The organism is Winogradskyella sp. (assembly GCF_965228925.1).
GTDB lineage: Bacteria > Bacteroidota > Bacteroidia > Flavobacteriales > Flavobacteriaceae > Winogradskyella.
Genome location: NZ_OZ245845.1, coordinates 321,492 through 335,479 on the forward strand (window position 1 = coordinate 321,492; position 13,988 = coordinate 335,479).

Below are 13,988 nucleotides of genomic sequence, written 5' to 3' on the forward strand. Positions count from 1 at the left end.
ATAATAAATCAGTACAATATGAATAAAATAGGTAAATATGTTTTGGGTATTGCTGCATTAGTTTTTATAACAAATTGTGGGAATAACGCCAACACAAATAATTCTGGTGCTATGGCTTCGAGCAAAGCTGAGAAGGTTTATGTTGCACCAGGCGAACATGATGAGTACTATGCCTTTTTCTCTGGAGGTTACAGTGGAAACATAACGGTTGCTGGGTTGCCTAGTGGTCGTATGTTAAAAGAAATCCCTGTATTTTCTCAATTCCCAACTTCAGGCTATGGCTACTCTGAAGAGACAAAACCCATGCTAAACACTTCTTTTGGATTTGTACCATGGGACGATTCTCACCACCCAGATATTTCTCAGACTAATGGTGAATTGGACGGTCGATGGATATTTATAAATGGAAACAACACACCACGTATTGCGAGAATAAGCTTAGAGACATTTGAGACTGAAGAAATAATCGAATTACCAAACTCTGCTGGTAATCACGCTTCTTCATTTATAACCGAAAATACCGAATACATCGTAGCAGGCACACGCTTTGCTGTGCCAAACCCACAGCGGGATATGCCTATAAGCGAAATGAAAGGAGAGTTCAAAGGCCCACTTTCGTTTGTAAGTATTGCTGAAAACGGAAGAATGAACTTAGAGTTCCAGCTAAATATGCCCGGTTTTAACTACGATTTAGCACATCCTGGGCGAGATAAATCTCATGGTTGGTTCTTCTTTACCAGTTATAACACTGAAGAAGCCAATACCTTGATGGAAGTCAATGCATCTCAAAACGATAAAGACTATGTAGCTGCTGTTAATTGGCAAAAAATTGCTGAGTACGTCAAAAATGGTGGAGGAAAAAAAGTTGATGCCACCTATGCTCATAATGTATATGATCATAAAACACACATGGCAACTTCCACCATGAAAGAAGATGTGACTATGGTAGACCCAAGAGAGGTAGAAGGTGCCGTATTTTATATACCAATTCCTAAATCACCTCACGGTTGTGATGTTGACCCGACTGGCCAGTATATAGTAGGTAGCGGTAAGCTTTCAACAGACTTAAGTGTGTATTCTTTCGATAAAATGATTACTGCTATTGAAAATAAGGATTTTGTTGATGAGTCCTACGGCATCCCCGTCTTAAGCTATGAAAACACTTTAGCAGGTGTTGTTAAGCAACCAGGCTTAGGCCCCTTACATACTGAATTTGATGATAAAGGTAACGCTTATACAACGTTCTTTATATCTTCTGAAGTAGTTAAATGGAGTTTAGAAACGTTTGAGGTATTAGACAGAGCACCAACATTTTACTCCGTTGGTCACCTTATGATCCCTGGCGGTAACTCTCGCAAACCATTTGGTAAGTACTTAGTGGCCATGAATAAAATTACTAAAGACCGTTACTTACCTACGGGGCCAGAGTTAGAACATTCTGCTCAACTATATGATATTTCTGGTGATAAAATGGAGTTATTATATGATTTTCCAACGCACGGAGAACCTCATTATGCAGCAGGTATAAGAGCGGATATTATTAAGGAAAAGAGTAAAAAGTATTATGACTTATCCGAAAATGAACATCCTTACGTAGCCAAGAGTGAGGCAGAGGCCAAAGTAACACGCAATGGCAATGAGGTGCATATTAATATGACTACCATTAGAAGCCACTTTGCACCAGACAACATCGAAGGTGTAAAAGTTGGAGATAAAGTATATTTTCATATTACTAACCTAGAACAGGATTTTGATGTCCCTCATGGATTCTCAATTATTGGCGCAAATACATCAGAGATATTAGTAATGCCTGGACAAACCAAAACTATTGTTTGGGAACCCAAAAAAGAAGGTGTCTGGCCATTCTATTGTACAGATTTCTGTTCTGCCTTACACCAAGAAATGCAAGGTTATGTTAGAGTTTCTGCTAAAAATTCAAACACACCACTAAAATATACATTAGATGAATAGAGTAAGAGTTAGATAGTTTTAGTGTTAAAAGATTAGTTAACTCAATTATGGGCGAGTAAAATTAGCTCGCCCATTTATTTTAAATCACAGTCTTATGAAATCAGCAAGTATCTTAATGATCATAGGTTCTGCTTTACTCTTAGGCTTGTTTATATTTCCGCTTTGGAGTATTAGCCTTGAAGCCCCTCAATATCCGAGTGGTATAGGAATGAACATTCATTTAGATGGATTAGAAGGGAAAGAAAAACATGACCTACAAAATATCGATGGTTTAAACCATTACATAGGTATGCGAAAGTTGCCAAAACCAGAAGACATGTGGGAATTTAGTGTATTTCCCAAAGTTGTTGGTGGTATGGCAATATTGGGTATATTAATTGGAATCTTTGGTCTATTTAGAAATCTATCGTCTAAATGGTTCTTAGGTTGGTTAATCTTAATGTGCATTCTTGGTATACTTGGCATGTATGACTTTAATGCTTGGCTTGTAGATTATGGTACTAACCTAGATCCAAAGGCTATTATGAAAATGACAGATGCGGATGGTAATCCTCTAAGCTATAAACCTCCTCTTTTTGGAACAAGACATATTTTAAATTTTGTAGCGCATTCCTATCCACACACAGGAGCTTATATGATGGGATTTGGAATGTTTTTAACTTTTGTAGCCTATTGGATAGGGAATAAAAAAATGAAATCTCTCAAGACATGAAACGTTTGAGTTTAATTATTGTGCTTTTGCTTTTCATCAGTTGCAGTAAGACCCCTGAGCCGATTAATTACGGAACAGACATGTGTCATTATTGTAAAATGACCATTGTCACAAAAACACATGCAGCACAGATGGTAACAGACAAAGGCAAACAATATAAATTTGATGCTATTGAATGTATGATTCGTTTTTTGGAAGACAAAGAAGACCTAAAAACCAATAGTAATTTACTAATTATAGATTACAAGCAACCGGGAATAATGGTTAATGCCAGAACGGCTGGATATCTCATTTGTGATGAGATTGCAAGTCCAATGGGAGCCAATCTCACTGGTTTTTCTTCAGTGGAAGATGCTAAAAAAACTATTGATAGTAGCAATTCGGCCATGTATTTTGATTGGAATGGCATTTTCAAAAAGATTAACTAACTTCACTATGAAAGTAGCTTTTTGTTTTCTATGTCTTTTTATTTCGACCTGCTTTGCAACAGCAAAAACAATAACAATTTGTAAAGCAGGTTGTGATTTTAATAACATACAAATCGCTATAGACAACTCTAAAAGTGGTGATAGTCTTTTTATAAAAGCTGGCCGTTACAAGGAATCAAATATTATTATTTATAAAAAATCACTTCACATTTCTGGAGAAAAGGGTACCATAATAGATACACAAAACAATGGTTATGGTTTTTCTGTTGAAGCGACAGATATTATCATTAAGAACTTGACCATTAAAAATATTAAGGTAAGCTACACCAAAGAATTCGCGGCTATATTACTATTTAAATCTTACGATTTTGTTATTGAAAACATTACAGTAGATAATGCCTTTTTTGGGTTCTTAATTCAAAAATCAAAAGATGGTTTGGTAAAAAACAACACGATCTCCGGTGAAGGGACAGCAGAAGCAGATTCTGGTAATGCCATTCACCTGTGGCATTGTGAAAACATAAAAATCATAAATAATGATGTTCGTAGAATGCGTGATGGTATTTATCTAGAGTTTGGAAATAGCAGCTATATTGCCAATAACTATTCAACAGAGAACATGCGCTATGGACTTCACTTTATGTTTTCTAACGATAATACTTATGAGAATAACATCTTTGAAATCAATGGTGCCGGTGTAGCGGTTATGTTTTCGAAACGTATAAAAATGTATGAGAACATCTTCAAAAAAAATTGGGGTACTGCATCCTATGGCATCTTGCTGAAAGAAATAAACGATGCCGAGTTAAAACACAATGTTTTTGAAAACAACACCATAGGTATTAACGCCGATGGCACTAACAGAATTACCTATACCGAAAATACCTTTAAAAATAACGGCTATGCCATAAAAGTGCATGGTGCTTGTTACGACAACATCTATTCAAGAAATAACTTTTTGTACAATTCTTTTGATCTATCTTATTCTGGTAAACTTAACAGCAATAAATTTGAAAACAACTATTGGAGCAATTATACAGGCTACGACTTAGATAAAGATGGTATTGGAGACATTCCGTATAGACCAGTGAAGTTATTTTCATACTTGGTTAACAGAACACCGGAAAGTATCGTGTTATTAAGAAGCTTATTCATAGATATTATAGACTTCTCAGAAAAAGTATCACCGGTGTTTACACCAGAAAATCTTATCGACAACCAACCATTAATGCATCAAATTACATGGTAGAGATCATAGATTTACATAAAAAATTTGGTAAGAATAATGTACTAAATGGTGTTGATTTAAAAATTGATAAAGGAGGTATTTTTGCTGTTTTGGGACCCAATGGTTCGGGTAAAACAACAATAATAAAATCTATTTTGGGCATGGTTATCCCAGATTGTGGCACAATAAAAGTGTTTGACACCAATATCAAAAGAAACTCTGATTACAGGTTTAAGATTGACTATCTACCGCAAATAGCCAACTTTCCCAACAACTTAAAAGTCATAGAACTTTTTAAGATGATTAAAGATTTACGTGGTGATACAGATAGGGACGAACAGCTTATCGAAACCTTTAAATTGGGGCCCTTTTTAAACAAAAAATTAGGCACACTTTCCGGAGGAACCAAGCAAAAAGTGAATCTTGTTCTTACTTTCATGTTTAATAGCCCCATGATTATATTAGATGAGCCCACTACAGGCTTAGACCCTATTTCTCTTATTAGGTTGAAAGAACTTATTGCAGAGGAAAAACAAAAAGGAAAAGCCATCTTAATAACGTCTCACATCATGAGCTTTGTAGAAGAAGTAGCCGATGAAATTGTTTTCATTCTTGAAGGTAAAATATACTTTAGAGGTAGTATCACAGCACTAAAGACAAAAACAAAACAACAAGACTTTGAACATGCAATCGCCAACATTTTAATAGAACATAGTGTTTAAAATTTTAAAATATAGTTTTTATGATCTCATGCGCAGTAGCTGGAGTTATGTGTATTTAGGGTTTTATCTCTTACTGGGAATTGTACTTTTGTTCTTAAATAATGACCTCTCTAAGGCCGTTATTACGTTAATGAATGTCATCATTGTTTTGGTACCATTGATAGGAACCATTTTTGGAGTGATGTATTATTACAATTCAAAAGAATTTACTGAACTTTTACTGGCACAACCTGTAAAGCGTTCCTCCATTTTTTTAGGGCAATATCTAGGCGTATCCATATCACTGTCTATGAGCTTAATTTTAGGCTTAGGACTGCCTTTTGTTGCCTATGGCCTATTTAAGTCTAATGCCATTTGGGACTTTTCATTATTGCTAATCATTGGGATGTTTCTAACCTTTATTTTTAGTGCTCTAGCATTTAACATTGCGCTATCCAATGAAAACAAAATTAAAGGCTTTGGTTATGCCATACTCATGTGGTTGTTTTTGGCTGTTGTATACGATGGTCTTTTCTTGGTGTCGCTCATTTTGTTCGAAGACTATCCATTAGACAAATTATCATTAATTGCTACAATGCTCAACCCAATTGATTTATCTAGAACACTCATAATTCTTAAACTCGATATATCAGCATTACTCGGTTACACAGGTGCTGTATTTAAACAATTCTTCGGAACAAGTTTTGGGTTGATTATATCTTTTACAATGCTATTGGTCTGGGTAGTATTACCTGTACTTCGCATTGTGTTTAAGTCTAAAAGAAAAGACTTTTAGTTTTAACGAAAAAACTTGTAAAACCACGCAAACACTGATATTTATCAGCTTATTTCGGATAAAATAGTCCGAAATTTGTCATGTGATAAAACAGTTCATAAATAAAACTACCGCCATAGTCTTGGCCTTTGTTTTGCTAGCCAATAACATCAATACAATCGTTATTGTGACTGATTTTGTCATTAACCAAGATATTATAGCAAAGACATTGTGTATTCAAAAAGAAGCTCAAAAAGGATGTCTGGGCAAGTGCCAATTGCGAAAAGAATTAGCTAAAAACAATTCTACCAGTGATTCTGATTCACCTTTTAACACTGTAGAGAGAATGCAATTAGATCAATTCTTAGCCTATGATCTCATTAGCCTAAAAAATCACTTCCAAAGTGTTGAATCTACATCTATTAATATCATTTTAAGAAAGCGCTCTACATCTCAAGGGTTTTTTGAAGTAGACACACCACCACCAAATTTAGTTTAGTTTTTTCGATACCAATTATGCTCGCTTCTTTTCTGCTGAAGTTTACTGTACAGCTTCAAAAGAAGCTCATTATGTCTAAAAAATAAAACGATTAAAAAATGAAACTTAAATATATATTACCACTAGTGCTATTTGCACTTATAACATCATGTTCAACAGACGATAATGATGATCCAGCACCTATCAACGAAGTTGCAGACCTCTTACTCATTAAAGAAATTGTAAATGGCGACCAAACCATAGAGCTTTACAACGAAAAAGGAATGTTCGAAACTGGCTACAACGCCATTAGTATTCGATTAAAGAATAATACTACCGATACTTATTTTGAAAATGCAATGTTTTCGTGGATGCCCATAATGCAAATGCCAACCATGCAACATTCTTGTCCAAAATCCTCAATTACAAAAGCTGCAGGAAAGGACACAGTTTATGAAGGCTTTATCATTTACCAGATGACCAATACGGATGGTTCTGGCTGGTCACTAACTTTAGAGTACACCATTGATGGTGTTGATTATTCAGTAACAGAGACTATAGACGTTATGCAATATGAAAACCAAAACGTAGCAAGTTTTATGGCAACTGATGATACACGCTATATCTTGGCTTTAATAGCACCTAAAGATCCTAGCATAGCCATCAATACCATGAAAGTTGGTCTTTTTAAAATGGAAAATATGATGACTTTCCCGGTGGTAGAAAATTATACGATTGCCTTAGACCCTCGCATGCCAGGCATGGGAAATCATAGCTCACCAAATAATACAGATTTAACATTCAATAATGTTGATAAGCTTTATTATGGCAACTTATCGCTAACCATGACAGGTTACTGGAAACTAAACCTAAAACTAATGGACGAGAACGATACTGTTCTAAAAGGTGAGGATGTTACCGAAGAGAATGAGGCCAGTAGTCTATATCTGGAGTTAGAGTTTTAAATTCAGGATCTCTCTGATCATTACTGTTACTGTTGGCACAGTTGTTAGTGAGGTAACAACTGTGCCTGTAATGGCAAATCACATACACTTAATTTAAATATTTAGCTATGAAAAGGCTAATTACCATATTGTATTGGCTCATCATTTCGGGTTATGGGATAGCACAAGAACAAGAAACCATAGCCACTAAAAAAGACACTACCAAACTAGAAGAAGTCGTTATTGTTACACGCCGTAAACTAAGTAACCATCGACAAGAAAAGACCTTGTCTAGTATTGATGATTATTTAGAGAAAAGCAACAATATTACCATGATAAAACGGGGCAACTATGCATGGGAACCCACGTTGAATAACATGGTCAGCGATCGCCTAGTAGTAACTATAGATGGTATGCAAATCTTTGGGGCCTGCACGGATAAAATGGATCCTATAACCTCTTATGTTGATGTTTCTAATCTCGAAAAAGTAATTATTGGTTCAGGGCAAGAAGGTACCGAGAATGGTCATTGTGTTGGTGGTGGTATCGATCTGCGATTGCCATCATCTAAATACACTGATTCTGGCTTAAAAACAAGTGCTGATCTGGGCTATGAGACCAATGGTAATTTTATTGCCACAGGACTTGATCTGGAATATGCAGGCAACAAGTTCTTTATTAGCGCTGATGGTATTTTTAGAAACTCCGATAATTACGATGCAGGTGGTAATGAAGAGGTTGCGTTTTCTCAGTTTCAAAAGTACAACATATCACTGCAATCGGGTTATAAGTTCTCAGAAACAAATAGCTTAGATGCCAATGTTATTTATGATAGAGCCACAGATGTTGGTTATCCTGCCTTACCCATGGATGTTTCTCTGGCTGAAGCATTGATCACTTCTTTGACACATTATTATAGACCACAAGACAAACCCTTAAAATCTCTGGAGACAAAATTGTATTTCAATACCATTACGCACATAATGGACGATTCTAATCGACCAGATGTGCCAATCCGAATGGACATGCCAGGTTGGAGTGATACCTACGGGTTTTACAGTAAAGCCGATGTTATAGAAGGCATACACCATTTGACCTTGAACTTAAACGGGTTTTACAACCGATCGCTAGCGGAAATGACCATGTTTTCCAATAATCCTGGCGAGCCAGATATGTTTATGTACACATGGCCAGATATTAGAACGTTATATACAGGGCTTTTTCTTAAAGACGATTGGCATATTGACAAGCGTAAAGTACTTTCCTCCTCCTTAAGGTTAGGCTATCATAGCAACAGGATTGCCAAAGAAGTTGGTGTTGAAAGTCTTCAGATATTCCACCCAGATATTGACGATCAGCAAAACCGATTTTTAATGAGTTTAGCCAGTACGTATCGTATGACTGAAAAGAGCTCTAATCTTTCCTTTGGTGTAGGCTATGGCGAGCGCGCACCATCAGTAAGTGAAGGTTATGGGTTTTTCCTGTTCAACAGTTTTGATAATTACGATTATGTTGGTAATCCAAATCTTAAAAATGAAAAAGCACTTGAAGTTAATATTAACTTTTCTAAGACTTATAAGAATTTTAAGTTTGGCATAGAAGCTTCTTACTTCTATATAATGGATTATATCATTGGCGAAATTGAACCCAATGTAAGCTCTATGACCATTGGGGCCAATGGTGTTCGTGTGTATGAAGCTTTAGACAATGCTTCCATTTTTGATATATATCTCAACGGAAGCTATCGTATAAATGATCAATTTTCGGCCAATGCCACTCTTGGTTATAACTATGGAAAAGGCAGTAATGGTGAGAATTTACCTTTAATTAGACCTTTTTCTTACTTTGCAGAAGTCAACTATGCATTATCAAAATTTAATGTAGCACTTCAACTTGAAGGTAATGGTAACCAAAGTAACTTTAGTAGTTTTTATGGCGAAAATGAAACCCCTTCTTATGCTGTTCTGAACTTAAATCTTGGTAACGCATTTTATGGTAAAAACGGAAGAACAATCTTAAAGTATGGTATTGAAAATATATTGGATGATAACTATTCTACTTTTGCAGACTGGAATAATATTCCGAGACAAGGACGTAATTTCTATATAAATCTTTCCTATTTATTTCCTTAACTATACCGAATGGTCATTGCTTTATCGCAAATCAATTATTAAACTTGTACCACACCTTTTGCCACTCGCGTTGAAGAATTAAAAACGTGACCTCTTCAGAAAGTTTATGCAGATCATCACCATCTAAAGCACGGATTTTAGTTTCGGAAACATCGACCTGGTAAAGCAAATTCAGATAGTCTGAAAATTTATTCTGGATCAAATGAAAAACCGCCTCATGCATCACTAATTTCAAACTGCTCGGAAGCGTTTCTTGGTCGAATTCTAAATCGATATTGGCATACAACAAATCCTTATTCAGTTGGCTGATAAGATTTTGATACAATTTTAAGGCCTCAGCTTTCGCTATGAGTTCTTCGAAAGTTGCAGGTAATGCCATTAGACGCGCCTATTCATTAAATATTCGCCAAAAGATCGCAGCATTTGTTTTTTTTCATTTGAAATATTTAAGCTTTCAAGAATATGGAATGCTTTATTGGTGTAAATCTCAACGGCGTCTTGGGTCGCTCTTGAGGCCCCTGAACTATCAAAAAGTGCTTTCACACCATTAATTTTTTCACCGTCGGAAATTGAACGATTCGACATTAAAGCCACCATATTGGACCTATCCTTTTCAACACCCAATTCTAGGGTTTTAAGATACAAATAGGTTTTCTTGTGCTCTAAAATATCACCTCCGACTTGTTTTCCAAAGGTTTCTGGATTGCCGAAAGCATCCAAATAATCATCTTGTAATTGAAAGGCAATTCCCAAATAGCGCCCAAAATCGTAAATCAATTCCTGATCTTCAGATGAGGCCTTTGCTACAATGGCTCCCATTTTCATAGACGCCCCAACCAAAACAGCCGTCTTGTACTCTATCATCCTTAGATATTCGGGAACAGTCACATCGTTTCTAGTTTCAAAATCGATATCGTATTGCTGTCCTTCGCAAACTTCCAGGGCTGTTTTACTAAACAACTGAGCTAAGGACTGAAACATCGCAGATTCATAGTTTTCAAATAACTGATAGGCTAAAATCAACATGGCATCCCCAGAAAGTATGCCTGTATTTAAATCCCATTTTTCATGGACTGTTTTTTTACCCCTGCGCAAAGGGGCATCATCCATAATATCATCATGAATCAAGGAAAAATTATGAAATACTTCTACAGATAGTGCAGCATTCATGGCATCTTTAACATCGCCTCCAAAAATTTCACAAGCCATTAAGGTCAATACTGGGCGTAAGCGTTTACCACCAAGTCTAAGGATATAATTTATGGGCTCGTAGAGATTTTTTGGTTCTTTTTCAACAGCAAAATCTTCCAAATAGGTTATGAAAGATTTTTGATAGGCTTCAATATTTTGCATAAAACAAAAATAAGGCTTAAAACATATTTGAAACTAACGTTACCAATGTTAAATAATTATTAAAACTTTGGAAACTTTTATTGTTTTTAAAGTTTCCTTACCTAATTTTGCTGCCGATTTATGAGAGAAAAAATTATATACAAGGCTTCCGAACTTTTCCTAAACCTTGGCTTTAAGAGCGTTACGATGGATGATATTGCTAATGAAATGGGTATCTCCAAAAAAACCATCTATGTGCATTTTAGCAATAAGACCAAGTTAGTCGAGGCAGTTACCTTTAATCTATTTGATACCATTTGTGATGGTATCGACGACATTTGTGAGAATGCGCCAAATCCCATCGAGGAATTGTATTCGATTAAATTATACGTGATGCATCATTTAAAAAATGAAAAAACATCGCCGCAGTATCAGTTAAAAAAATATTATCCGCAAATACATGCGCAACTAAAGTTTAAACAATTCGAAAAAATGCATAGCTCGGTTCAGGATAGCTTGCAGCAAGGTGTAGACACAGGTGTGTTTAGGGACACCATAGATGTCGACTTTATTTCAAGGATGTACTTTACGGGTATGACTGGTATTAAAGACAACATGTTTTTTCCACCAGATCAGTACCAAATGGAATATTTAATGGAAAGTTACCTTGAGTACCATCTCAGAGCTATCGTTACAGAACAAGGGTTCAAAATATTAAATCAATTTATAACAGAAAATCAATCATAAAAACTAATGAAACAAATTTCAATAGTCATAATGCTGACGTGTTTCAGTCTTGGAATTTCACAAGACATACCCAATAGTTTCTCCTTACAAGAAGCTATTGACTTCGCATTAGAAAACAATAGAATAGCTAAAAACGCAGCGCGAGATATTGAGGCTGCCGAAAAACAGAAGTGGGAGACTACCGCTACTGGTCTACCACAACTAGATGCCAATATTAGCTATCAGAACAATTTAAAGCAACAGATATCCTTAGTACCAGCCGAATTCTTTGGAGGCCAACCAGGGGAATTTGTTGAGGTCATATTTGGGGTACAACACAATGTAAACGCAACTGCGACCTTGAATCAGCTCATCTTTGATGGCTCATATCTTGTGGGCCTTCAATCTGCTAAAGTCTTCCTTGAGATTTCCGAAAATGCTAAGATTAAAACGGACTTGGAAGTGAGAAAAAATGTGATTAATGCTTACGGTAATGTTCTCCTGTCCGAAGAAACCGTGACTATTTTAGAGAACGATATACAAGTTCTTCAAGAGACCCTAGATGAAACTACAAAAATCTATGAAAACGGATTAGAAGAACTCGAAAGTGTTGAGCAGTTGCAAATTACATTATCCAATCTTCAAAGTAGTTTCAACAATGCTAAGCGTTTAAAAATTATAGCTTATCAAATACTAAATATTGCCATGGGAATTGAATATTCGGCTTCCATTACACTGACTGATCAGCTTGAAGATTTAGCGCTGAAAAATATCTCTTTGGAAACCTTAGATCAGGAAGAAGATGTTACCACAACCATCGACTATCTTATTGCGGAAAACGACAGAAAATCTAAGGAGTTGTTATTAAAGTTGGAAAAATCAAAAGCTTTACCAAGACTAAGTGCTTTTTTAAACGGAGGTTATTTAGGGTTCAGTGATGAATTTACATTTTTAAACCGCGATCAGGATTGGGCAGGGTTTTCTACGCTTGGATTCAACCTTGATATTCCCATTTTTAGCTCAGCCGGAAGAAGTGCGGCAACGCAACGTGCAAAAATCAATCTCGAAAAGTCTAAAGACGAACTCATTGAAACAGAGCAGCGTTTGAGTCTAGAAATTGAAACCGCCAAAAGCAATTATAGATTTTCAACAGAGGATTATTACAACAAAAAGCAAAATCTTGATTTGGCACAACGTATTGAGAAAAAAAATCAGACCAAGTTTTTTGAAGGTATTGGCTCTAGTTTTGACCTAAGACAAGCACAAACCCAATTATATACGGCTCAACGCGAATTATTACAAGCTATGCTAGACGTTATAAATACGAAAGCAGAGCTCGAAACTATTACAAATAGAATTTCTGAAAACTAAATCAATTAATAAACGTAAAAACAATGAAACATATATTATCCATCGTATTAATTGCCACCCTGTTCATAGCATGTTCAGGTGAGAAAAATAACGACTCTGTAGATTCGGTTATTGCTGAAGGAGATTTGGCAAAAATGAAAAGTAAGAGAGATCAAGTTTTAAAATCTTACGATAGCATTGGTAAAATTTTGGGCACTCTTGAAACTGCAATTTCAGAAAAAGATACATTGAAACGTCTGCCTTTAGTGACTTCTTTCAAGGTTAAAGACACCTTGTTTAATCACTTTATTGACATACAAGGAGATGTAGATACTAAGGAAAATATCATTATATACCCTGAGTATTCTGGCACCTTGACTCATATATATGTTAAGGAAGGACAAAATGTTTCAAAAGGGCAACTATTAGCTAAAATTGACGACGGTGGTTTGGCTAACCAGTTGGCACAAATGAAAACACAATATGAATTGGCCAAGACAACATTTGAGAGACAAGAACGCCTTTGGAACCAAAAGATTGGAAGCGAAATTCAGTACCTCCAAGCTAAAGCCAGTATGGAAGGTCTAGAAAACTCGGTGAAACAGATGCAGTCGCAACTTGGCAAGACCTCAATAAGAGCGCCATTTTCGGGAACTATTGACGAAGTTATAACTGATCAAGGTCAAGTCGTAAGCCCTGGAGCCAATCAGTTAATGCGTTTAGTAAGTTTAAAAAACATGTACGTAAAGGCATCAGTACCTGAAACCTACCTCGGTACTATCAAAAGAGGTACATACGTGAATGTTGCATTCCCATCGCTCGGTCAACAAATTGATGGTAAAGTTAGGCAGGTCGGTAATTTCATTAATCCAAACAATAGAACTTTTGAAATTGAAATCGCCATTCCTAATAAAGAACAACTCATAAAACCTAACCTTGTTGCAAACCTTGAAATCAATGATTATCGAAAGGAAAATGCTACTGTAATTCCAGATAATGTTGTTCAAGAAAATGCGTTAGGGCAAAAATTTGTTTATCTAATACCAAGTCTAGAGGATTCTGAAGCTACCGTAGTAAAAACTCAGGTCAATTTAGGACTGGCTTATGATGGCTATGTAGAAGTTTTAGATGGTATTACCTCTGGTGATGTCATTGTTAAGGATGGCGCCATAACCATGAGAGATGGCCTTACAGTAAAAGTAAAATAATTA

14 protein-coding genes are annotated in these 13,988 nt (G+C 35.9%); 12 read left to right on the top strand and 2 right to left on the bottom strand.

The window, feature by feature from the left end:
- The first annotated feature begins 18 nt into the window (after positions 1 to 18).
- From nosZ to ACO052_RS01290, 9 genes are all read left to right on the top strand, one after another.
- Positions 19 to 1,971: a Sec-dependent nitrous-oxide reductase gene (nosZ, locus tag ACO052_RS01250; RefSeq protein WP_422106193.1), complete on the top strand. Its 1,953-nt coding sequence runs from the start codon at positions 19 to 21 to the stop codon at positions 1,969 to 1,971.
- 94 nt (positions 1,972 to 2,065) lie between these two features.
- Complete coding sequence (locus ACO052_RS01255) at positions 2,066 to 2,683, top strand: hypothetical protein (RefSeq protein WP_422106194.1); 618 nt, start codon at positions 2,066 to 2,068, stop codon at positions 2,681 to 2,683.
- Entirely contained in the window at positions 2,680 to 3,111 is a 432-nt protein-coding gene (locus ACO052_RS01260) for a nitrous oxide reductase accessory protein NosL (protein ID WP_422106195.1), read from the top strand. Before ACO052_RS01255 ends, ACO052_RS01260 begins: the two co-directional genes overlap by 4 nt.
- Before the next feature lie 7 nt (positions 3,112 to 3,118).
- Positions 3,119 to 4,360 carry a nitrous oxide reductase family maturation protein NosD gene (locus tag ACO052_RS01265; RefSeq protein ID WP_422106196.1) on the top strand — a complete coding sequence of 414 codons (1,242 nt, stop codon included), beginning with the start codon at positions 3,119 to 3,121 and terminating at the stop codon, positions 4,358 to 4,360.
- Positions 4,354 to 5,061, top strand: coding sequence for an ABC transporter ATP-binding protein (locus ACO052_RS01270; RefSeq protein WP_422106197.1), 708 nt, complete (start codon positions 4,354 to 4,356; stop codon positions 5,059 to 5,061). Before ACO052_RS01265 ends, ACO052_RS01270 begins: the two co-directional genes overlap by 7 nt.
- Entirely contained in the window at positions 5,054 to 5,836 is a 783-nt protein-coding gene (locus ACO052_RS01275; RefSeq protein ID WP_422106198.1) for an ABC transporter permease, read from the top strand. Before ACO052_RS01270 ends, ACO052_RS01275 begins: the two co-directional genes overlap by 8 nt.
- An 82-nt stretch (positions 5,837 to 5,918) precedes the next feature.
- Positions 5,919 to 6,314 carry a hypothetical protein gene (locus ACO052_RS01280; RefSeq protein WP_422106199.1) on the top strand — a complete coding sequence of 132 codons (396 nt, stop codon included), beginning with the start codon at positions 5,919 to 5,921 and terminating at the stop codon, positions 6,312 to 6,314.
- Positions 6,315 to 6,412: 98 nt separating this feature from the next.
- A complete protein-coding gene (locus tag ACO052_RS01285) occupies positions 6,413 to 7,258 on the top strand; it encodes a hypothetical protein (protein ID WP_422106201.1) in 846 nt (281 codons plus the stop codon).
- A 107-nt stretch (positions 7,259 to 7,365) separates the two neighbouring features.
- Positions 7,366 to 9,369: a TonB-dependent receptor plug domain-containing protein gene (locus tag ACO052_RS01290; RefSeq protein WP_422106203.1), complete on the top strand. Its 2,004-nt coding sequence runs from the start codon at positions 7,366 to 7,368 to the stop codon at positions 9,367 to 9,369.
- 31 nt (positions 9,370 to 9,400) lie between these two features.
- Here the strand turns inward: ACO052_RS01290 and ACO052_RS01295 are convergent, their stop codons facing one another.
- Both ACO052_RS01295 and ACO052_RS01300 read right to left on the bottom strand, forming a co-directional pair.
- Positions 9,401 to 9,748, bottom strand: a complete 348-nt coding sequence (locus tag ACO052_RS01295; protein ID WP_422106204.1) for a hypothetical protein — start codon at positions 9,746 to 9,748, stop codon at positions 9,401 to 9,403.
- The gene (locus ACO052_RS01300; RefSeq protein ID WP_422106205.1) at positions 9,748 to 10,722 is read right to left on the bottom strand and encodes a polyprenyl synthetase family protein; all 975 of its coding nucleotides are present in this window, start codon (positions 10,720 to 10,722) and stop codon (positions 9,748 to 9,750) included. Before ACO052_RS01300 ends, ACO052_RS01295 begins: the two co-directional genes overlap by 1 nt.
- Before the next feature lie 120 nt (positions 10,723 to 10,842).
- Between ACO052_RS01300 and ACO052_RS01305 the strand changes: the two genes are divergently transcribed.
- Genes ACO052_RS01305 through ACO052_RS01315 form a run of 3 tightly spaced genes read left to right on the top strand, consistent with a single transcriptional unit; the run spans position 10,843 to position 13,985 of the window.
- Positions 10,843 to 11,448 (top strand): TetR/AcrR family transcriptional regulator, encoded by a 606-nt coding sequence (locus ACO052_RS01305; protein WP_422106206.1) that lies wholly within the window; start codon positions 10,843 to 10,845, stop codon positions 11,446 to 11,448.
- Positions 11,449 to 11,454: 6 nt separating this feature from the next.
- The gene (locus ACO052_RS01310; protein WP_422106207.1) at positions 11,455 to 12,798 is read left to right on the top strand and encodes a TolC family protein; all 1,344 of its coding nucleotides are present in this window, start codon (positions 11,455 to 11,457) and stop codon (positions 12,796 to 12,798) included.
- Between the two features lie 23 nt (positions 12,799 to 12,821).
- Positions 12,822 to 13,985 (top strand): efflux RND transporter periplasmic adaptor subunit, encoded by a 1,164-nt coding sequence (locus ACO052_RS01315; RefSeq protein ID WP_422106208.1) that lies wholly within the window; start codon positions 12,822 to 12,824, stop codon positions 13,983 to 13,985.
- The last annotated feature ends 3 nt before the right edge of the window (positions 13,986 to 13,988 follow it).